The organism is Qipengyuania vulgaris (genome assembly GCF_009827325.1).
In the GTDB taxonomy this organism is placed as follows: Bacteria; Pseudomonadota; Alphaproteobacteria; order Sphingomonadales; family Sphingomonadaceae; genus Qipengyuania; species Qipengyuania vulgaris.
Genome location: NZ_WTYC01000001.1, coordinates 620,691 through 640,083 on the forward strand (window position 1 = coordinate 620,691; position 19,393 = coordinate 640,083).

General features: G+C 58.9%; 14 protein-coding genes and 1 tRNA gene. 7 read left to right on the plus strand and 8 right to left on the minus strand.

Annotated elements, in window-relative coordinates; genetic code table 11:
- Positions 1–83 precede the first annotated feature (83 nt).
- Positions 84–1,256, plus strand: coding sequence for a glycosyltransferase family 4 protein (locus tag GRI69_RS03065; RefSeq protein ID WP_160726823.1), 1,173 nt, complete (start codon positions 84–86; stop codon positions 1,254–1,256).
- A 1-nt stretch (position 1,257) separates the two neighbouring features.
- On the opposite strand, the gene GRI69_RS03070 is transcribed toward GRI69_RS03065, so the two are convergent.
- Complete coding sequence (locus GRI69_RS03070; RefSeq protein WP_160726824.1) at positions 1,258–1,680, minus strand: hypothetical protein; 423 nt, start codon at positions 1,678–1,680, stop codon at positions 1,258–1,260.
- Between the two features lie 96 nt (positions 1,681–1,776).
- Here GRI69_RS03070 and GRI69_RS03075 point away from each other — a divergent pair, with 96 nt between their 5' ends.
- Together GRI69_RS03075 and GRI69_RS03080 are read left to right on the plus strand one after the other, a co-directional pair.
- Complete coding sequence (locus GRI69_RS03075; RefSeq protein ID WP_160726825.1) at positions 1,777–3,093, plus strand: replication-associated recombination protein A; 1,317 nt, start codon at positions 1,777–1,779, stop codon at positions 3,091–3,093.
- Positions 3,086–3,961: a DUF2267 domain-containing protein gene (locus tag GRI69_RS03080; RefSeq protein ID WP_160726826.1), complete on the plus strand. Its 876-nt coding sequence runs from the start codon at positions 3,086–3,088 to the stop codon at positions 3,959–3,961. Before GRI69_RS03075 ends, GRI69_RS03080 begins: the two co-directional genes overlap by 8 nt.
- Here the strand turns inward: GRI69_RS03080 and GRI69_RS03085 are convergent.
- Positions 3,958–4,899 carry a glutaminase gene (locus tag GRI69_RS03085; RefSeq protein ID WP_160726827.1) on the minus strand — a complete coding sequence of 314 codons (942 nt, stop codon included), beginning with the start codon at positions 4,897–4,899 and terminating at the stop codon, positions 3,958–3,960. The two genes, GRI69_RS03080 and GRI69_RS03085, sit on opposite strands and share 4 nt — an antisense overlap.
- Positions 4,900–4,990: 91 nt before the next feature.
- On the opposite strand from GRI69_RS03085, the gene GRI69_RS03090 reads away from it, so the two are divergent.
- A tRNA-Thr gene (locus tag GRI69_RS03090) sits at positions 4,991–5,066 on the plus strand.
- 481 nt (positions 5,067–5,547) lie between these two features.
- Here GRI69_RS03090 and GRI69_RS03095 read toward each other — a convergent pair.
- Together GRI69_RS03095 and GRI69_RS16380 are read right to left on the minus strand one after the other, a co-directional pair.
- Positions 5,548–6,498: an MlaD family protein gene (locus GRI69_RS03095; RefSeq protein ID WP_006834175.1), complete on the minus strand. Its 951-nt coding sequence runs from the start codon at positions 6,496–6,498 to the stop codon at positions 5,548–5,550.
- Complete coding sequence (locus GRI69_RS16380) at positions 6,471–7,016, minus strand: MarR family winged helix-turn-helix transcriptional regulator (RefSeq protein WP_160673231.1); 546 nt, start codon at positions 7,014–7,016, stop codon at positions 6,471–6,473. The genes GRI69_RS03095 and GRI69_RS16380 overlap by 28 nt, the downstream gene beginning before the upstream one ends.
- 108 nt (positions 7,017–7,124) lie before the next feature.
- Between GRI69_RS16380 and GRI69_RS03105 the strand changes: the two genes are divergently transcribed.
- Genes GRI69_RS03105 through GRI69_RS03115 form a run of 3 tightly spaced genes read left to right on the plus strand, consistent with a single transcriptional unit; the run spans position 7,125 to position 11,334 of the window.
- Positions 7,125–8,252, plus strand: a complete 1,128-nt coding sequence (locus GRI69_RS03105; RefSeq protein WP_050599652.1) for an HlyD family secretion protein — start codon at positions 7,125–7,127, stop codon at positions 8,250–8,252.
- A 3-nt stretch (positions 8,253–8,255) separates the two neighbouring features.
- The gene (locus GRI69_RS03110) at positions 8,256–9,809 is read left to right on the plus strand and encodes a DHA2 family efflux MFS transporter permease subunit (RefSeq protein WP_050599572.1); all 1,554 of its coding nucleotides are present in this window, start codon (positions 8,256–8,258) and stop codon (positions 9,807–9,809) included.
- A gap of 37 nt (positions 9,810–9,846) precedes the next feature.
- A complete protein-coding gene (locus tag GRI69_RS03115) occupies positions 9,847–11,334 on the plus strand; it encodes an efflux transporter outer membrane subunit (protein ID WP_160727036.1) in 1,488 nt (495 codons plus the stop codon).
- 440 nt (positions 11,335–11,774) lie between these two features.
- Here GRI69_RS03115 and GRI69_RS03120 read toward each other — a convergent pair whose 3' ends face one another.
- From GRI69_RS03120 to GRI69_RS03135, 4 genes are all read right to left on the minus strand, one after another.
- Positions 11,775–14,711, minus strand: coding sequence for a TonB-dependent receptor (locus tag GRI69_RS03120; RefSeq protein ID WP_041685421.1), 2,937 nt, complete (start codon positions 14,709–14,711; stop codon positions 11,775–11,777).
- Positions 14,712–15,130: 419 nt separating this feature from the next.
- Positions 15,131–16,102 carry an alpha/beta fold hydrolase gene (locus GRI69_RS03125; protein WP_050599570.1) on the minus strand — a complete coding sequence of 324 codons (972 nt, stop codon included), beginning with the start codon at positions 16,100–16,102 and terminating at the stop codon, positions 15,131–15,133.
- A complete protein-coding gene (locus GRI69_RS03130) occupies positions 16,099–17,736 on the minus strand; it encodes a flavin-containing monooxygenase (protein ID WP_160682993.1) in 1,638 nt (545 codons plus the stop codon). The genes GRI69_RS03125 and GRI69_RS03130 overlap by 4 nt, the downstream gene beginning before the upstream one ends.
- Positions 17,733–19,343, minus strand: a complete 1,611-nt coding sequence (locus GRI69_RS03135) for an acyl-CoA synthetase (RefSeq protein WP_006834182.1) — start codon at positions 19,341–19,343, stop codon at positions 17,733–17,735. The genes GRI69_RS03130 and GRI69_RS03135 overlap by 4 nt, the downstream gene beginning before the upstream one ends.
- Positions 19,344–19,393 lie beyond the last annotated feature (50 nt).

Here is a 19,393-nt window from a genome sequence, read left to right on the forward strand (position 1 = left end):
CGGCGGGCCGACGCAATCGGTCGTCGCAGCGAAGTGCTCTGCCTACTCGCCAAACGCTGCGCCTTTTCCTATGGCCGCACGCGATGGATGTAACCGACCTTCGCATCGCGCTCTTCAGCGGGAACTACAATTATACCCGTGACGGTGCGAATCAGGCGCTCAATCGCCTTGCGGATTATCTGCTCAGGCAGGGGGCCGCGCTGAGGGTCTACTCTCCTGTCGTGGAAAAGCCCGACTTCAAAGCGACCGGCGATCTCGTGGGGGTCCCCAATGTGCGCATGCCGGTAAAGGGGCGCGGCGAATATCGCCTGCCCCTCGGCCTCGACGAAAAAGCCCGCCGCGATCTCGCGCAGTTCGCACCGAACCTGATCCACATCGCCTCGCCAGACCCCACCGGGCACGCAGCGCTCAAATGGGCGCGAAAGCATGATGTGCCAGTGCTTGCCAGTGTCCATACCCGGTTCGAAACCTACCCGCGATATTACGGCCTGGCTTTCCTCGAGCCGGCCGTCGAAGCCTTGCTGCGCCGCTTCTACAATCGCTGCGATGCACTGGTCGCGCCTTCGCAAAGCCAGATCGACGAGCTGAAATCGCAGGAGATGCATCACGATATCTCGATCTGGTCCCGCGGCGTCGACCGCGAGGTTTTCGATCCTTCGCGGCGCGACATGGAATGGCGCCGCGCCAACGGACTGAACGACGAAGACACTGCGATCGTGTTCTTGGGGCGTCTGGTGATGGAGAAAGGCCTCGACGTATTCGCCGATGCCATCGTCGAACTGCGCAAGCGGCAAATACCGCACAAGGTGCTCGTAATCGGCGATGGTCCAGCTCGCGGCTGGTTCGAGAAGGCACTTCCGGGCGGAACCTTCGTCGGTTTCCAGACCGGCAGGAACCTTGGACGCGCGCTCGCCAGCGGTGATGTCTTCTTCAATCCCTCGATTACCGAAACATTCGGCAACGTGACACTCGAGGCAATGGCATGCGGGCTACCTGTGGTAGCGGCGGGAGCGACAGGCGCCGCCAGCCTGGTCAAACATGGCGAGACCGGTCGCCTTGTCCCGCCGAGCAAGACGGACGCGTTCGCAAAAGGCTGCGCCGAGGCACTTGCCCCTTATTGCACCGATGACGCCTTGCGCCTCGCCCACGGCAGGGCCGGAGAAATGGCTGCGCGAGCCTATTCCTGGGATGCGATCAACCAGGCGGTCGTGAACACCTATTTGCGCCTGCGCAGCCAACGATCTGCGGTAACCTAGCTTACCGCAGCACGCCCTGCGATCTCATCCGGAACGCATACCAGGTCAGGAACAATGTGGTCGCCCAGATAACGATGGGCAGACCGATCCCCGCCATATCGACTGGCAGTTCGGTCAGCACGCGCTGGTAGATGGTAGTTCCGACGAGGCCTACCAGCGCGACCAGCATCGCAGTTACGGCATGGCGCGAACGAAGGAGGATCAGGATCGAACCAGCCAGCGCACCCCATACACCCAAGGCCCACAGGGCATCCGCCCAAGCGGGAAATTCGGTGACGTAGTCAATCGCCTCCCGGGACATTCCATAGCCATCGAGCATGCCAAGCTGCGTGCTCGTATAGCTCCAGCATCCCACCGCGTTCCACAGCAGCGTCAGGATACCCACGACCCACAGGTGCCACGGTGTTTTGGTTTCCACGTTCATATCACAAGCCTCCCCATCAACTCGCATACCCGAAGGAATCATAACCTATTGCTCGGCGATGGCAAAATGCCGAAACACTCCCTAAGTCGCACCCCCATGGCAGACCTATTCGCCGACGATATACCTCAGACGCCTCGTCCGGACGCCCTGCGCGAGGATGCGCCCTTGGCCGACCGCCTCCGCCCCGTGAACCTCGATGAGGTCATCGGGCAGGATCACCTGACTGGGCCCGAGGGGGCCATCGGACGTATGGTCGCTGCGGGTCGCCTGTCGAGCATGATCCTTTGGGGTCCCCCCGGCACAGGCAAGACCACCATCGCCCGGCTACTGGCAGACAGCGTGGGAATGCGCTTCGAAAGCGTGTCGGCCGTCTTCAGCGGGGTAGCCGATCTGAAGAAGGCCTTCGCAGCTGCTGACAAGGCCGCCGAGGCAGGCCAGCGCACTTTGCTCTTCGTAGATGAAATCCACCGCTTCAATCGTGCTCAGCAGGACGGATTCCTTCCTTTCGTCGAGCGCGGAACGGTCACGCTGGTCGGTGCCACTACCGAGAATCCGAGCTTCGCACTCAATGCCGCGCTTCTCAGCCGCGCGCAGGTGCTAATCCTTCAGAGGCTGGACCGCGAGGCATTGGGACACTTGCTGGGCCGGGCCGAAGATCTGGAAGGCCCCCTCCCCCTCACCGCCGAGGCGCGCGATGCGTTGATTGCCAGCGCCGACGGTGACGGTCGCTTCCTGCTCAACCAGGCCGAAACGCTCTACAATGCGAAGATCGAGGAGCCGCTCGATCCCGCCGCGCTCGGCAAGTTCCTGCAACGGCGCGTGGCGGTCTACGACAAGGACCGCGAGGGCCATTACAACCTCATCTCCGCCCTCCACAAGGCTGTCCGGGGAAGCGACGTGCAGGCGAGTCTCTATTACCTCGCGCGCATGCTGACCGCAGGTGAAGAGCCACGCTTCCTGGCACGCCGGCTCGTCCGCATGGCAGTGGAAGACATCGGCATGGCCGATCCGCAGGCGCTGGTCCAATGCATGGCGGCCAGGGATGCCTACGAATTCCTGGGTAGCCCCGAAGGCGAGCTCGCCCTGGTTCAGGCCTGCACCTATCTCGCCACGGCGCCCAAATCCAATGCGGTCTACAAGGCGCAAAAAGCGTCATACCGGTCGGCAAAGGAAACGGGGAGCCTGATGCCGCCGCAAAATATCCTCAATGCGCCGACCAAGCTGATGAAGGATATCGGCTACGGATCGGGCTACAGCTACGATCACGATGCCGAGGATGGATTTTCCGGCCACAATTACTGGCCCGAGGAAATGGAGCCTCAACGCTATTACGAGCCGGTCGAACGCGGTTTTGAACGCGAAGTGACGAAGCGCCTGGAGTACTGGGACAAGCTCCGGCGCGAACGTGAATAGAAGATTTCGCCATTTCATTGCCATCGACTGGTCCGGTGCAAAGGGCGCCCGGCAAAAAGGGATCGCTCTGGCCATCGCCGATGCCGGCGGTGGGCCCCCTGTACTGGTGAGGCATCAATGGTCCCGGGAGGATGTGCTCTATGTCCTACGCGAGCGGCTTCCAGCCGATACGCTGGTCGGGCTCGATCTCGGGATCGCTTTGCCTAACGCCGATTGCGGAGCCTACTTCCCCGGCTGGACCCACTCTCCCCCAGACGGACCTTCGCTTTGGGCGCTCATCGATCACATTGCCGGTGAAGAAACCAATCTGGGCGCCAATGCCTTTGTCGCTCACCCGGAGCTGCGTCCCTACTTCCGGGATGGGGCCGAAACAGGTTCTCGTTTCGGTTGCGACGGTGCCAATCACGGACGTGGCCGTTTCCGCGTTACCGAGCAGGCACAGGCGGCGATGGGCTGCAAACCCTATTCGAACTTCAATCTCGTAGGCGCTGCACAAGTGGGCAAGTCGAGCCTCACTGGGATGCGGATGCTCCACCGGCTCCGCGGCCACCTCCCCGTCTGGCCGGTCGATCCGCTACCGCAGAAGGGCTCCGTACTGGTCGAGATATACACCAGCCTTGCTGCCCTTGAGGCCGGAAGATCCCCGTCGAAAGCCAAGATGCGAAGCTATCACGAACTGAACGAGGCTCTGGCGGTTCTAGGCTCGCCGCCCGTAATGGATACCGGTCCGGTAGACGATCACGCCACCGACGCGCTGCTCACCGCTGCGTGGTTGCGCAGCGTCGCGCACGAGCCGCATCGATGGAATCCGCCTATGCTCACCAACGATGTCGCGGGCACCGAAGGGTGGACGTTTGGCGCCTTCTAGGGCTCGGTCCATTGCCCGCTGAAGATCGACCAGCCCGTCTTGAGCGCAATCGAGGCCAAGGCCTTGGCACCCAGCAGGCTCGTTCCCGCCCGGTTCAATCCGGGAGACCAGACCGCAATTGCGGCCCTGCCCGGTACGCTGGCGAGAATCCCGCCGCCGACCCCGGATTTTCCCGGAAACCCGACCTCGAAAGCGAATTGCCCGGAGTTGTCGTAGTGTCCGCACATGAGCATCAACGCATTGATGCGGCGCGCGCGGCTGGCGCTGCACATCCGCTGGCCTGTGACGGGGTCAGTCCCGTCGACCGCGAGGAATAGGGCGCTTTCCGCGAGTTGACGACAGCTCATCGAAAGAGCGCACTGGCGGAAATATACTGACAGAACGTCCTCAACCGGATTGATGAGGCGACCGAAATCAGCGAGGAACCAGGCAAGACTGCGGTTCCGCGACCCGGTCTCGCTTTCGCTTCGCGCCACTTCCGGATCGAAGGAAATCGTGTCGTCTCGCCCCATGCGCCGCAGACGGCCGAGCAGATCGTCCACCGCCTCGTCCGGCGTACGGTCGTCGATAAATCTATCGGTGGTGATAATGGCGCCCGAATTGATGAAGGGATTGCGCGGAATGCCCTTTTCGCGTTCCAGTTGGACGATCGAATTGAAAGCATCCCCGGAAGGCTCCCGGCCAACAACGTCCCACAGCGCCGCCCCTTGTCGCTCCAGCGCCAGAGCCAGCGCGAAAACCTTGGAGATGGACTGGATCGAAAAGGCTTCGTCGGCATCCCCGGCGCAAAAAACCTCGCCCTCCTTGGTGGCAAGCGCGATGCCGAATTTCCGGGGGTCCACCGACGCAAGCGCCGGGATATATCGCGCAGGGTTACCGCTGCCGCGTTCGTCAGCCAGTTCTTTCCATGTTTCGGTAACGATTGCGCCCAGGTCCATGGCATGGCCGATAGGCGTGCGCGCGATGTGACGCAATCGGACTGGACGCGAGAATGATTTTGCGCCAGAGGCGCGCCCTGCTTTGCGATGTGCCGGCTTAGCTCAGTTGGTAGAGCAGTTGATTTGTAATCATCAGGCCAGGGGTTCGAATCCTCTAGCCGGCACCACAAGTGGTAGGACGTGAAAAGAGACTGGATTGTAATCCGGGTTCTTGCCAAGATCATGAAACCCTTTTGGCGCGCGATTTCATACCTCAGTGCGCCAATTCTCTACATCTCTTGGGAATTTGACGGTTTCGCGATCCTCTCGAAGCGATGCTAGACCATCTCACCCAGCAGGCTCTGTCGAGGGACAGTCATTCTGACAGTACCCCAACAATATCAGTATGTTGAAAGAAATGGTGCCAGAAGAGGCATCACATTCGAACTTCTTTTCCGTTTAATTTCTGATGTTTAGATATTTCGGTCAAGCTGAAAAGCCCGCAAAAGGCCCGCAAAATCCCTCTAATGTATTGGTTCGATGCCTTTTTTAGGACTCGGAATTTCAATTTCAAACTTGACCGCGGAGTAGGTCGTTATCCGCTTTGCGCTCCAATCTCCGCTATTCTACGGGCTGCGCGCTCTGCCCGGAAGCAGTCATCCGTTCGGTTTACTTTAAATCATCGATATTCGTTCCAGCTTCTCTTCTTTTTGGCCGATAGTCTGGGAGGGGAGGATTTGATGTAATTCCCTCAACCTGAATATCTTCGATTTTTTCACTGAGAGGAGCAAGTTCGCGACTAAGCTCGCGAAGGTCCGTTTCACCTTCAACCAAAGAATCTTCGACCGCCGGAATGCCACTCCTTATCTGGGAAAGTTTGTTTTCAGCGTTCTGCACCCCCTCCCTGAATTGGCGAAGGCGTCGTTGCGCGATAGCAGAAGCGCTCCGCCCTGAGATCCGCCGATCTGCATCTCGAAGATTATTTCCCCATCCACCAACCCTTTGCCCTAAGTCTAACAATCTTCCTTTTGTTGAGGCCAATCGTTCGTCCCAACCTTCGGCGTCCGATGCGAGTGCGGCCGTCGTGACTCGAAGCCGGACAAGATCGGAGGTGATCACCCGTTGCTTTTCTGGCTCCAGTCCTTCGTTCAGAGCGCGAATGCTATTTGCCACGGTCTCTACAGTGGCGGTCGCATCCCTCCCCAATAGTCCGGTTTCGTCCGCGGCGGGAATGATCTTTTTTCCTGACTTGTCGGTGTAAATGCCCTGACGACCCCGTCGGCCCTCGAGCACGAGCGCAGCCTCTCCAGTTATCAGATCCGTGCTGATTGTCGCTTCAAGGCCGTGGACTTTCGCCGCAGAAGGATCGAGAGTCAGAACAACGACCACGTTTTCCGGTTCATTTTCCGCCAGACGAACCGATGTTACCTGTCCCACAGGGACTCCCGATAGTGTTACAGTCGATCCCGACTGAAGGCCTTCCACGGAGCGATCAAACTTGATCTGATATGTTTCCTGATTTGGTCTGGGATCGATTAGCCACATCGCGAAAGCGATGGTCGTAAGCATCAGAATGCCAACGATCCACGCCACTAGGGAGAAGTTTGCGTTAGTTTCCATCTAGCACGCCGCCAGCGGTTTGTTCGTCCGGCAGAGGGCCGGTGCAATGAAAGTTCGCGTCCCGCATGCTCCATTCGGTTGTCCGCTATAGAACATGACCGAGGTTCGTCCCCTGGCGCAATCGCCACGAGCGGGGCATCCGGGCGCGTCGAATGTGTTTTGGTTTGAGATCGGCCTAGTCCCAACACGGGCGTGATGCCGCCCCGCCCGTGGCGACCGAATATTGCTATGACTTGCGCAAGCCGCGTCCGGTCACTCAAGCGCGAAGGCGTCATGTCTTCCAGGCCGCTGCTGGAGGATGTGATTTCAAGTCTCCTGGCGATGTCCGTCTGGTTCAGGGCAGGAGCTCTGATGAGCTGCGCCAACACACGCCACTGCGTAGGATTGAGGCTCAGCGGCTGTGCTCGGTCATCGAATGCCTTGCGCGCGGCGCGGCTGATCTGGTCCATCATGAAGATCGCTCGATCATCGTGGGTGATGACATTGTCGAGTGCGAGAGTGCCCTCATCTTCTGGCATGAGACATTCCTATCGATCGGAGAAAAATAGTAAAGGACTTTCGCATTTTGTTTTGGCCGCTATATCGCTCGCGCAGCGGCTCAAACGATGGCGAGGAGCGAAATAATCATGGCGGACGAGACAGCAGGGGCTAGCGATGAAGGCGCACGTCCGACGGGGTTGTCCAGTCCGCGGGTCCGGCTGGGTCTGCTGATCGCCGGCATTCTGGTCCTGCTCGCCGGGAGCTACTGGTATTACAATCATCAGACGTACGGCAGATTCCAGCAGTCCACCGACAACGCTTATATTGCCGCCGACAGCGTCATCATCTCCCCCAAAATTGCGGGCTACGTCGAGCGCGTATTAGTGACGGAGAATCAAACGGTCGCGTCGGGCGATGCGCTTGTCCAGCTGGACGTGCGAGATTATCGTGCCCAAACGAACCAGGTCGAAGCCCAGATCGCCGCGTCGCTCGCCGGAGCAGATACGGTACGCGCCCAGCAACAAGAGCAGGACGCGGCAATTGCCCAGGCCCGTGCACAGCTCGCAGCGGCATCTGCACAGGCTGGTCTCGCTGCTGAGCAGGTTGTCCGGTACCGCCCCCTTGCCGCTTCGGGAGCGGAGCCGCGCGAGAGGCTCGATCAGCTGGAGGCCCAGGCCAGAGAAGCGCAGGCTCAAGTCGCGGCAGCGCGCGCCGCGCTCACGGCGGCACAGCGCCGACAGAACACGCTTAGCGAGCAGATAGACCAGGCCAATTCGCAAGCCAACGCCGCTCGTGCGCAACTCGAGGCCGCCCGTCTGAACCTGTCATCGACCACGCTCCAGGCCAGTATTTCCGGGCGGGTGGGTGACCTCACGGTCCGACCTGGACAATTTGTCCAGCCTGGCCAACGCCTTATGAGCCTCGTACCGACCGACCGCCTCTACGTGACAGCAAATTTCAAGGAAACGCAGCTCGGACTTGTCCGCCCGGGGCAACCCGTCACCTTGGAAATCGACGCGCTGCCGGACCTCGAGCTATCAGGAAGAGTGCAGAGCATCGCGCCGGGTACCGGGGCAGAATTCTCAATCCTTCCGCCACAGAACGCGACGGGTAATTTCACCAAGATCGTTCAGCGCGTCCCGGTGCGCATATCCATTCAGGCTTCGCCCGAGATCCTGCGTCTGCTGGTGCCGGGCATGTCTGTTGTCGCGAGTGTCGATACGCGCGCCGCTAGAGACCAACTCGATTCGATCCGCAACGCGGCCGGAGACTGACCGATGGCAGGCGCCGCTGCAGCGGTTTCGCCGCCGGTCGAAAAGGCCGATGCTACGGCCTGGATCGCCGTAGCCGCCGGTGCGCTGGGGGCGATGCTGGCAACGCTTGACATCTCGATCGTCAATTCGGCGCTGCCGACGATCCAGGGGGAAATCGGCGCGACCGGAACCGAAGGCACCTGGATCGCGACAGCCTTCCTTGTTGCCGAGATCATCATCATCCCTCTGAGCGCGTGGCTGGAAAGACTGCTCGGCCTTCGCACGCTGCTCATCGTCGCGGTTTCTGCCTTCACGGCCTTTTCGGTGTTGTGCGGCATTGCCACCGATCTGACGACGATGATCATCGGTCGCACCGGTCAAGGGTTCATGGGCGGCGCGCTTATTCCAACCGCCATGACCATCGTCGCAAAGCGACTGCCTCCATCGCAACAGCCGATTGGCATGGCGCTCTTCGGAATGACCGTGGTTCTTGGGCCGGTAATGGGCCCGTTGGTGGGGGGCTGGCTTACCGAGAACCTGAGCTGGCACTACGCCTTCTTCGTCAACGTGCCCGTCTGCGCGTTGCTCCTTGCTTTACTATTCATCGGGCTACCCCATGAAAAGCCCGACTGGGTTTACCTGCGCGAGGCTGATTGGGCGGGAATAGCTGGTATGATCCTTGGGTTGGGTGGGCTGACCATCGTTCTGGAAGAAGGCCACCGTGAGGAGTGGTTCGATTCCACGCTGATCGTCCAGCTCACACTGATGACGGTCGTGGGTTTTGCACTTCTGACCTACGGACAGCTTTACGCGCGCAAACCCGTGCTCAAATTGCGCCTGATGCTCAGCAGGCAGTTTGCCAGCGTCGTGGTGATGGCACTGGCGCTTGGCATGGTCATGTATGGCTCGACCTACGTGATCCCGCAATTTCTCGCGATAATTTCCGATTATAATGCCTTGCAGACCGGACTTGTGATCTTCTGGATGGGCGTTCCGGCTTTCCTGTTGATGCCCGTTCTCCCGTTCATGATCCGCAGGATTCACATCCGCATTGCGGTCGGCGCGGGCATGTTCATCATGGCGCTAAGCTGTTTCGTCAGCATAAATCTGACAGCGGAATCGGGAGGTGGAGTGTTCACCGAAAGCCAGTTCCTGCGTGGCATCGGCATGATCCTCACGATGATGTTCCTCAACCAGGCGACGGTAGCTTCGGTTGCCAAGGAGGATGCCGGCGATGCTTCCGGGATCTTCAACGCGGCGCGAAACCTCGGGGGCTCGTTCGCGCTCGCGGGGCTTGCCTCGTTCCAGGATCAGCGCCTGTGGCATCATAGTCGACGCATGGAAGAAACCCTCAACGCCAACAGCCCCCGGCTACAGGAATACCTGGACGGCATGACGGCGTCGCTGGGCAGCCCCCAGGCCGCGCTGGAGATGCTTTCCGGCATCATTCAGCGCGATGCGTTCGTGATGACCTACAACGATGTCTTTTTCGCCATGGGCGCGATTACCCTGGTCACGGTGCCGCTGGTACTGTTCCTCAAGCCTCTCCCGAAGAACTTATCCCTTTCGATGCACTGAGAACTCTATGCGCAAGACCCTAACCCTCCTCGCTCCCATGGCGCTCCTCGCGGGTTGCATGTCCGGTCCCGACTATGCCGGTCCCCCGCAACTTGCGACCGCCGCAGGCAATGCGTTCGTACGCGCCGGCCCCGAAATCGATCCGTTTGCGCCGATTGCCGGCGACTGGTGGACGCTGCTCGGCGATCCGGTTCTCAATGAACTGGAGGCGCGCGCGCTGGTCGGCAATCCGGGCGTGGCCGCGGCGCGCGCTCGCATCGAACAGGCAAGGGCTTCTCTCCGCCAGGAGCGCGCCAACCGGCTACCCGCCGTGGCTGCGCAGGCGACTGCGGTGCAGGCGAATATCCCAGGGCTAGATATCGGCAGCGGCCCGCCCCCGGGATCGCCCGGCGCTCCTGCAGACACCGAAGAGCAGGACAGCCTCAGCGTCTACAACGTCGGGCTCAATGCAAACTGGGAGATCGATTTCGCTGGGGGGCAGGCACGGCGTGTCGAGGCCATTAACGCTCAGGCTGCGGCCTCGGTGGCGAACGCCGAGGATGCGAAAGTCCAGCTCGCCGCCGAAATCGCGCGGGCGTATGTGAGCCTGCGAGAAGCGCAAGGGCGGCTCGAGCTTGTCCAGCGAGAGCGCGACTTGCAGCAGCAAATTCTCGAATTGACCTATCAGCGCTATACACAGGGCGCTCTCGCGCTGTTCCCGGTCGGTAACGCGAACGCCGAGCTCGAACTGCTCAAGTCGCAGATCGCGGAAGCTCAAGCGGACATCGATGTATTCAAAGACACGCTCGCGGTGCTGACGGGCGAAGCGCCCGGCGCACTCGACGGGCTCCTGGCGGCTCAGGCCGAAATTCCGCTTCCCCCCGAACGGGTCGCGGTGGGCGATCCCGCAGCGCTAATAGCGCGGCGGCCGGATGTTCGAGCCGCCGAACGCATGCTGGCCGCGGCGAATGCGCGCATTGGCGTGGCAGAGGCTGCTCGCTTCCCCAAGATTTCCTTCATGGGGATTCTCGGTTTGGGCGGATCGGAGCCCGACGACATCCTGGACCCGGGCAACTTATCGGCAATCGCTTTGCCGCGGCTGCAGTGGAACCTGCTTGATTCCGGCCGCACGGCAGCATCGATCGATCAGGCCGAGAGTGCGCGCGACGAGGCCGAAGCGCGCTATCTTGAAGTGGTCCTGGGCGCACTACGCGACGCCGAACAATCGCTTGCTCGGTTCGGGCAACAAAGAGCCAACGTAGCCGCGCTGGCGCAGATCAGTCGGCAGGCCGACACGGCTGCGGAGCTTAACGAGCAACGCCGCGCCGCGGGGGTAATCTCGCAAGGCGAACTCAACACTTCGATCCGCAAGCGCGAACAGGCCAGAGCAAATCTCGATCGGGCGATCGCCGCCATGACAAATGGCTGGATCGCGATCCAGAAGTCGCTTGGGTTGGGATGGGTCGAATTGTCTCGCGACAATCGCACGTCGGTTGAGCCAGCTCCGGTCGATCGAAAATCAGTTATGAAACCTGAACAGAGTTAGGATAAGTTTTCTCAGAAGTCTGCCCCGCAGCCCCTTCCAACTTTTCCTAACGCGTCAGCACCTCGTGCACTACGACCCAATCTTGGATCATAGGGGTCAGCATGTTTCCGCCTTTCGCAGAGTGCGTTTGCCAGTATCACCATCGGATATCCCGATTGCACTATTCGGTGACTCTTCATTGTCGTTTCTATGTAAGGCCTTAAGCTTTCCGCGAGCATCTCGTAGCGACATCAACGAGCGATCGTACAGGCATTTCGAGTGCAGCTCGCATTTGGCCGGTTCGATGACCGCCTCGTCGGTAGGCTTACGAGGCGGTCATCGAGCATTACGCCGCTCTGGAAAAGCTATAAAGTCATGGGTCGAAATACGAACTAGCTGGCACTGTCCGTTCGGGTCGTTGGGAGGACCACCGATCTCCCCGCCAACACGATCTGGACCTGTTAGAAACTGAACCCCAAAGCAACACCATATCTACGAGGATCCAAAGTGTAGATATTGGTAAAATTCCCCGAGGATGCGTCGGTCAAGTACAATCCTGTCACCGAGCTGCTGTCGAAAATGTTCTGAACAAATCCGCGCACGAACCAACGCTCATCCGCACTGTTCAACTGCACGATCGCGTTGGCTTGCACGAATGGCTCGATCCGGTTGACCCTGCCGTTAAAGATATTGCCGTATTGCTCACCAGTCAGCGCTACGTCCACGCGAGGAACCAGAGTCATGCCATTGTCGAAAGTGGCGGTGTACTGCACACCCATCGAAACCTTCATTTCGGGGGCCTGCGGCAACTTGTTCCCTTTTATGTTGACCTCTACGCCAGGGCTTAATACCGCAAGGCCGCTGCCCGCCGGAACGGCTCCGGCCAAGACATCGCAAATGCTGAATGCGCCGCTTGACGCAAGATTGCCGTCATTAGGAAATTCTTCGGGACCACGAAGACCCAGAGCTGCGTTCACTCCGGCCACGAATGCGTCGGCCACGCCGGGGGCTGGCCCGGTTACGGCACAATTAGCACCGTTGCTAATATCCTTGATGATGACGGCATCAGGATCGCCGCCACCCGGGTCGCGCGGATTGGAGAAGAACTGGTCGCCGGCAACTTCCGCGTTGAGATAACTGAACGTCAAGTTGACAAGCCAATCGGGATCGGGCCGGATAACGGACTCTAGTTCCACACCCCAGATATCGGCATCGATAGTATCATTAACTGAGGTACGGGCGACGATGCGGCTAAGCTGCAACCCGCTATACTTATAGTAGAATGCAGTAGCGTTTAATTGCAGTGCGCCATTCGCAAAGGTATTTTTCGATCCGATTTCAAATGCGTCGATGGTTTCTGATCCGAAGCTTTCAGCCACATCGAAAACGGGCGAAAGGGGCGGGTTGATACCCCCGGATTTATAGCCCCTGGCATAAGATGCGTAAATCGAATTGTCAGGCGTAACTTCGTAGTCGAGCACCGCACGCCCGGTTATTTCATCGAAACCTACTTCTCTAAATTGCGTTAGCTGCTCACCTGGCGTACCAGGATCGGCATCAAAAAGACCAGAGGGACCGGTTAAGGGAGTGATCGGGCTGTCGAACGGCTCCCCGTCATTCGCGTAAGGATTGAGGAAGCTAATCAAGGTCGTGCGCGCAGTCACGTCTTTCTTGTCGTCGTTATACCGCAAACCTCCGGTGAAGGTCAGACGCTCGGTCAGGTCGACGTAGATCTCCCCGAACACACCGAAGCTCTCAAGATTAGCCTCGAGAGAATTGTTGCGGTACATGGATGTTGCGAAGTAGGATGGCGGTGCACCGCCTGCCAAAGTACCAAACGATCCCAGAATGGCACTGGCGTAGTCAAGCGCGAATGAGTTTACATAGTAACTGTTGTCGGTAGTCTTGGACTTTGCATAGATCCCTCCGAGCAGGAAATTGAATGCTCCGTCGAAATCACTGGAAAGGAGGATTTCGCCGCTCCAGGATTCGCGTTGCTCTGAAGACCTGTCGAAGGATAGCGGCGTTTCGCCGCACAATACATTACCTTCGAACGCGCCCCTGTTCCCATCATCGTTATCGGAGGTGCACAATACGCCCCCTGGGCCATTGGGGATGAGAGCCTCCACAATCGGGGTAAAATACGCCGACGAACCTGGCACGAACGCCGGTGCAGGTGCGGGGAGGCCGGTAGGCAAACCGTTGGCCGCGAAGCCGGACAACACGTTCAAGGCCGTAGCAAAGCCGGTACGATCCTGAATGCCCAGAAAGTAGTCCTGCCGGGAATCGACTTCGGTGTCCTGATAAAGACCGGTTGCAGTCAGTGTCATAGCTCCGATGCGCTGCTCGAGACGGGCCTGTAGCTGCACTTCATCGGCAAAATAGAATGGAGTATACGCCGTGTTTACCGTGCGCACATCGTCGGGCTTATCGAATCCTGCAAATGCATCGGGGCCGTACAGGCTTCCCAATCCCAGTACTGAGGGAATTCCCTGAATAGCGAAGAACTCTTGCGAACTGAGCGTTGCGCCGACTGTGGAATTGGCATTGGTGATGTCAAAGTCGCGGCGATTGTTCAGACAACCCAGCACGCCGAGCGGGTCACGCTGGCAGGCCTGCTTTTGATTACGTAAACGGGTGTCATCTTCCCTGAAATAATATGCCATGAAGTCGAGAGTGGTATCGGCACCGGGTTCAAAACGAAGAGAACCACGAACAGCGTACATGTCTCGGTCGTCGACATCCGAATTGTCGAAAAGGTTTGTGGTGTAACCGTCGCGATTCAGAAAGAATCCGGCTACCCGAACGCCGATAGAATCGCCGATCGGGACATTGACCATCCCTTCGGCCTTGATGCTGTTGTAATTCCCATACTCGAACTCTCCGGCCGCGCCGAAAGAACCGAGGTCAGGCTTGGCTGTCACAAGGTTGACAACACCCGAGGTAGCGTTGCGGCCGAAGAGGGTGCCCTGCGGCCCCCGTAGGACCTCAATTCGCTCAAGGTCAAAATATTCTGTTTCGAACAGCCGGGTACCAAAAAGAGGGGAACCATTGATATGGATAGCCGTCGCTGCGTCACACGTCACACCAACACAAAGATCGCCGATACCACGGATGGTGAAGGACGACCCGGTGAAGTTGCCCTTCGAAAATGAGACGTTCGGGAGCGTCAATTGAAGGTCAGCAGCGTTTTCGATCTGCTGGCTTTCGAGAGCCGTAGCATCGAAGGCACTGACCGCGATCGGCACCTCTTGCAGACTCTGAGATTGGCGTTGGGCCGTCACGATGATTACGGATCCTTGGGGTTCCGCCTCATCAGTTGTGGAATCCTGCGCTAAAGCCATCTGCGGCCAAGCCAAGATGGCCGAAGTGGCGAGCACCATCGCTCTCAGTGTCATATAGCATCCCTTCCCATCTCTTCAGTGCAACGATAATTGGCTCCGCCGCTTACTGCAAAATGGGGCGACCTCGAGGGTCGCCCCTTAGTCTAAGGAGAGGAGAGGGAGAGAATTAGCCCAATCCCCGTCCATGGGCATATAAATCCGCGTGATATTAGTAAAGCGCCTTATCTTTTGACCCCATGGGCCACGATCCAGACCGCACGCGGAGTGAACGTTTGCTAAAGATCAGCAATGGTTGGCGCGCTAAGCGAGTTGCTCCCGATAAAGCTTTTGCCCCAGCTGGCATCGAGACCAACGAAGCGTTCGCCGTGCCGACGGCGACAATAGTTCGGATATAGTACAAGATGAATATGGACGCCCTTTGCCCCCATCTCGCTGGCCTCTGACCAGGAACCAGCCTCTTAGTATGGGGGATCTCAGAGGCTCCAAAAGGCCAGTACCGCCCGTAGCGCAGCGACGAACGCGAGCGGCTGATCCAGCATGAGATGATGGCGTGCATCGGGCACTGCAACAATTGGTATCTTTCCCCCTCCCAGTTCCCGGATATAGCGGGCGGAATCGCGATCAAAGAGCTGACTTTTCTCGCCGTACACAATCGCTTTGCGCCCGGGCGCATCGACCAGCCTCTGGCCTACTGTCAGCCATTCGTCGGGCTTGTTGCTGCGCCGGAACACTTCGGGAGAAAACTTCCATGTCCACTCCTCGCCATCGCGGCGGAGAGAGTGATAGGCCATGTAATCCATCAGGAACGGCTCACCAACTGCCTGCGGCGGCGACAGGATATACCTCTCGCGCGCCGCTTCGTAGGTGGGGTAGCGTCGCACCGGTTTGTCAGGATTACCCGACCCGGGGCTCGATCTGCCCATGGTCCAGTATTTCTCCAGCTTTTCGGGCCGCATCACCATGAGATCGCAGACAATAACGCCGGCGAAGGCATCCGGCGATTGGGAAACGGCGGTCAGCGCTGCACCCGAGCCGAAACTATGGGCGATGATCGTCGGTCTGCTTCCATCTGCAAACAAATCGAGCGCTTCGCTGATCTCGACAAATTCCTTTCCCCGCGCAGCTATATCGGCCACGCCGCGCATCTCGCTATCGCCCATACCGGCCAGATCGAACGCCACCACGTCGTAGTCTTCGGCAAGGTACGGTGCGATGAAGGCAAAGCAGCGGGCATGGGCGAGAAAACCGTGAGTCATGAGCAATTTGGGCCGGTCACGCCTGCCCCAGCGAAGATAATGCACCCGCGCGCCACCAACCTCTACGAAGCCTTCCTCACGGGGCACGCTCAGCGCCCAGGCGAACCATTCGGGTATATCCGCCCCGTCGCCGGCCCATACGGGATCAATATCTGTTGACCCGTCGTGGATTGGTTTCATTTCATTCATTTCGGCGCAGTCTCCATACCGGATAGTGTATTCCTGATAAAACCACGATAATCGTGCCGTGCGACATCGTGGCATAGATCGGCGTAACCAGATACGCTGGGGAAATTGATCAGTTGTCGGGGTTTGCCGGGAATATTGGCGCCCATGTACCACGATTCAGCCTTGGGGAAGAGCGTCATCGACCCTACTTGGGCGACCATATCGGTCCAGCTTCGCTCGGCCAGCGCATCGGCTTCGAAAAGGCCGATCCTGTTATCGCGCAGCCAGATCAGGAAATCGCAGATCCAGTCACCCTGGATTTCGGCGCTTGTCGGACCGTTGGAAAAGCCTGAAGGGCTGAGCGGGCCGTAGGCGAACAGCATGTTCGGAAATTGGGCGACGGCCATGCCCAGATAGGCTTTGATCTCACTCTTCCATGCTTCTGCCAGCGCCAGCCGACCGCGGCCGGTGATGTTCATGTCGATGAGCCCGCCACGACCGGCATCGAAGCCGGTCGCGAAGACAATGAGATCGCACGGGATCATGCCAGTGGCTGTTTCTATCCCGGCCTCGGTGACGCGAGTGATCGCGGTGTCGTTCAGATCGACCAGCGTCACATTGTCTTGTGCGAAGATCTCGTAATAATTCTGTTCGAGCGATGGTCGCTTGGTCCCGAAGGGATGTGGCGGCTCATCGGGAGCGAGCTTCTCGGCAATGGTCGGGTCGCAGATCCGCTCGCGCACCTTGTCACGCCAGAACTCGTAGGCGTGGCGATTGGCGTCCTCGTTCGTCAGTATGTCAGCGAAATTATGATACCAGAAGCGCAACCCTCCTCGCTGCCACAAATCCTCGAAATGCGTAGTCCGCTCTTCCTCGGTCACAGCCAGGGCCGAAATGTCCAGCGATTGGCATTCGAAACCGCCACTTGTCGTAAGCCTTTTCTGGAAGACAGCGGGATATTCGGATTTTTCGCGAAGCTGACGATCAGCGTCCAGTTTTTCCTGCCGCATGGGAAGGGCGAGAATCGGGGTTCGCTGAAAAAGCGTCAGCTGCTCCGCGCAGCTTGCCGCCTCCTGCGCCACCTGTACGCCGCTGGCACCCGTGCCGATCAGGGCGATCCGGCGGCCGGAAAGGTCGATGCCTTCCTGCGGCCAGCGGGCGGTATGGCACCATTCGCCTTCGAAATCGCTAAGGCCCGGGATATCGGGAATGTAGGGTTTCGAGGCGAACCCCAGGGCCGGCAAGAGGAAACGCGCGCTTACTTTTCCGCCATCGTCGAGCTTCAATCGCCAGCAGGCGGTGTCTTCATCGAACGGCGCGCTTTCGACCCGTGTTTTCATTCGCATTGCCGGCCAGAGGTCGAGCGTATCGCAGACGTGGAGGAAATAGGCGCGCAGTTCTTCCCAGCCTGGAAATCGTTCGCTCCACGTCCAGCTTTTCCATACTTCCGCAATGGAAAATTCGTAAAGTGGAACCTGGGAATCGACCCGTGCTCCCGGATAGCGGTTCCAGTACCAGATTCCGCCCGGCTGCTCCGCTGCGTCTACCAGCAGAACATCGAACCCCGCCTGACGCAGCTTGTAAAGCAGGTATATTCCGCTGAACCCGGCCCCGACGATTACGACATCATAGTCAGGAGGGGGCGAATGGCTCACGAGGCCCCGGCACCCGCTTTCGCGATGTCTTTAGCCGTAGTATAATCCGCCTTGCCGTTTGACGCGCGCAAGGCGGTTTGCGTTGGGCAAATCGCCTTGGGCGTTTTGTAACCTGCCAGTTGCTGGCGCACGTGATCCTTGATCGCTTGCGCGTCGAAGTCCGCATCCTGGGTCAAATGCACCACAGCGGTCACCGCTTCGCCCCATTTTTCGTCAGGCACCCCGACGACAAGCGCGTCGGCAATGGCGGGATGGGTTTTGAGCACTTCCTCCACCTCCTCGGGGTAAACCTTTTCACCTGCGGTGTTGATGCAGACGCTGCCGCGGCCCAGCAAGGTCAGGCTTCCATCGGATTCCACCCGGCACCAGTCGCCCGGGATGGAGTAACGCACGCCATCGATCGTCCTGAAAGTCTTGGCCGACTTTTCCGGGTCCTTGTAGTATCCTGTGGGGATTGCGCCCTTGCGGGCAATAAAGCCGGGCACGCCGCTCCCCGCCTCGACCTTCCGGTCGTTCTCGTCGAATACGTCGCAAAATTCCCCGATCCCGAATTTCGCGGTGTTGGTGCCGCCCTGTGCGGTCGTCACCGACAAGCCGTAGCCCAGCCCTTCCGAAGCGCCAAAACTGTCCATGAGGATGACCTGGGGGATATGTTTGCACAGGCCCGCCTTTACCTGTTTACTCCACATGACGCCGGACGAGATGATCGAAATCAGGCTGCTCGTGTCCCAGCGCTTCGGGTGGGCGTCCAGCGCCTGCAGCATGGGTTTGGCAAAAGCGTCACCGACAATGGCGATGCTCTGCACCTTGTGCTGGTCCACCGCATCCCACAATTCTTCCGCGTCGAAGGATGGATCGGACAGCGTGACGATGGCCCCGCCCGACATGAGCGTGCCAATAGCAGTAATGAACCCGGTTCCATGCATCAGCGGGCACGCCGGCAAAGTGATGCGCGCAAGCTCGCCCTGCTTCACCAGGGCCACCATTTCCTCCATGGTCTGGGGAACCGGACCCAGCAGCTTTTGCGCGTCGAGCTGAGCCTTGCGCATATCATCGTGTCGCCACATCACGCCCTTGGGCATGCCGGTGGTACCGCCTGTATATATGAACAGCAGGTCATCGGGAGAACGCTCGATATCGAGAGGCGCGCCGTTACCTTCTACAAGTTTTTCGTAAGGAAGCGCGAAGGAAGCGATCTGCGAAGCATCGCCGATTTCTACAAATGTATGAACCTTGGTCAACCGTTCCTTCAGTTCAAGAATGCAGTCGCGGAACTCGGAACTGTAAACAATTACCTCGCTATCGGAATCGTCGAAGATGTAGAAAACCTCCTCGGGACGGTAACGATAATTGATGTTCACGTGCGTGAGGCGGCCCTTGAAGCACGCGGCCATCAATTCCCCGTATTCGGAACGGTTGCGCATGTAGAAGGCTATCTTCGCCCCGTCGCCTGCACCTTGCGCGCGCAGATTGCGCGCCAAATTGTTCGAACGCTTCGACATTTCGGGCCAGCTAATGATCCGGTCGCCGTGAATCAGCGCCGGAGCATCTTCCGGGACCGCAGGTTCGATTGCATCAAGGATGTCGCCAAGGTTCCAGTCGATCACGTATTAATTCCTCTCTCCTTGGTGGCCACGATTTTGTCGGTAGCGTGCGC

Bases quoted from the DNA above. Each gene is read 5' to 3' on its own strand.
- GRI69_RS03120 (WP_041685421.1), bottom strand. From the start codon at position 14,711: ATGACACTGAGAGCGATGGTGCTCGCCACTTCGGCCATCTTGGCTTGG.
- GRI69_RS03065 (WP_160726823.1), top strand. From the start codon at position 84: ATGGATGTAACCGACCTTCGCATCGCGCTCTTCAGCGGGAACTACAAT.
- GRI69_RS03085 (WP_160726827.1), bottom strand. From the start codon at position 4,899: ATGGACCTGGGCGCAATCGTTACCGAAACATGGAAAGAACTGGCTGAC.
- GRI69_RS03095 (WP_006834175.1), bottom strand. From the start codon at position 6,498: ATGGAAACTAACGCAAACTTCTCCCTAGTGGCGTGGATCGTTGGCATT.
- GRI69_RS03110 (WP_050599572.1), top strand. From the start codon at position 8,256: ATGGCAGGCGCCGCTGCAGCGGTTTCGCCGCCGGTCGAAAAGGCCGAT.
- GRI69_RS03070 (WP_160726824.1), bottom strand. From the start codon at position 1,680: ATGAACGTGGAAACCAAAACACCGTGGCACCTGTGGGTCGTGGGTATC.
- GRI69_RS16380 (WP_160673231.1), bottom strand. From the start codon at position 7,016: ATGCCAGAAGATGAGGGCACTCTCGCACTCGACAATGTCATCACCCAC.
- GRI69_RS03115 (WP_160727036.1), top strand. From the start codon at position 9,847: ATGGCGCTCCTCGCGGGTTGCATGTCCGGTCCCGACTATGCCGGTCCC.
- GRI69_RS03075 (WP_160726825.1), top strand. From the start codon at position 1,777: ATGGCAGACCTATTCGCCGACGATATACCTCAGACGCCTCGTCCGGAC.
- GRI69_RS03105 (WP_050599652.1), top strand. From the start codon at position 7,125: ATGGCGGACGAGACAGCAGGGGCTAGCGATGAAGGCGCACGTCCGACG.
- GRI69_RS03125 (WP_050599570.1), bottom strand. From the start codon at position 16,102: ATGAATGAAATGAAACCAATCCACGACGGGTCAACAGATATTGATCCC.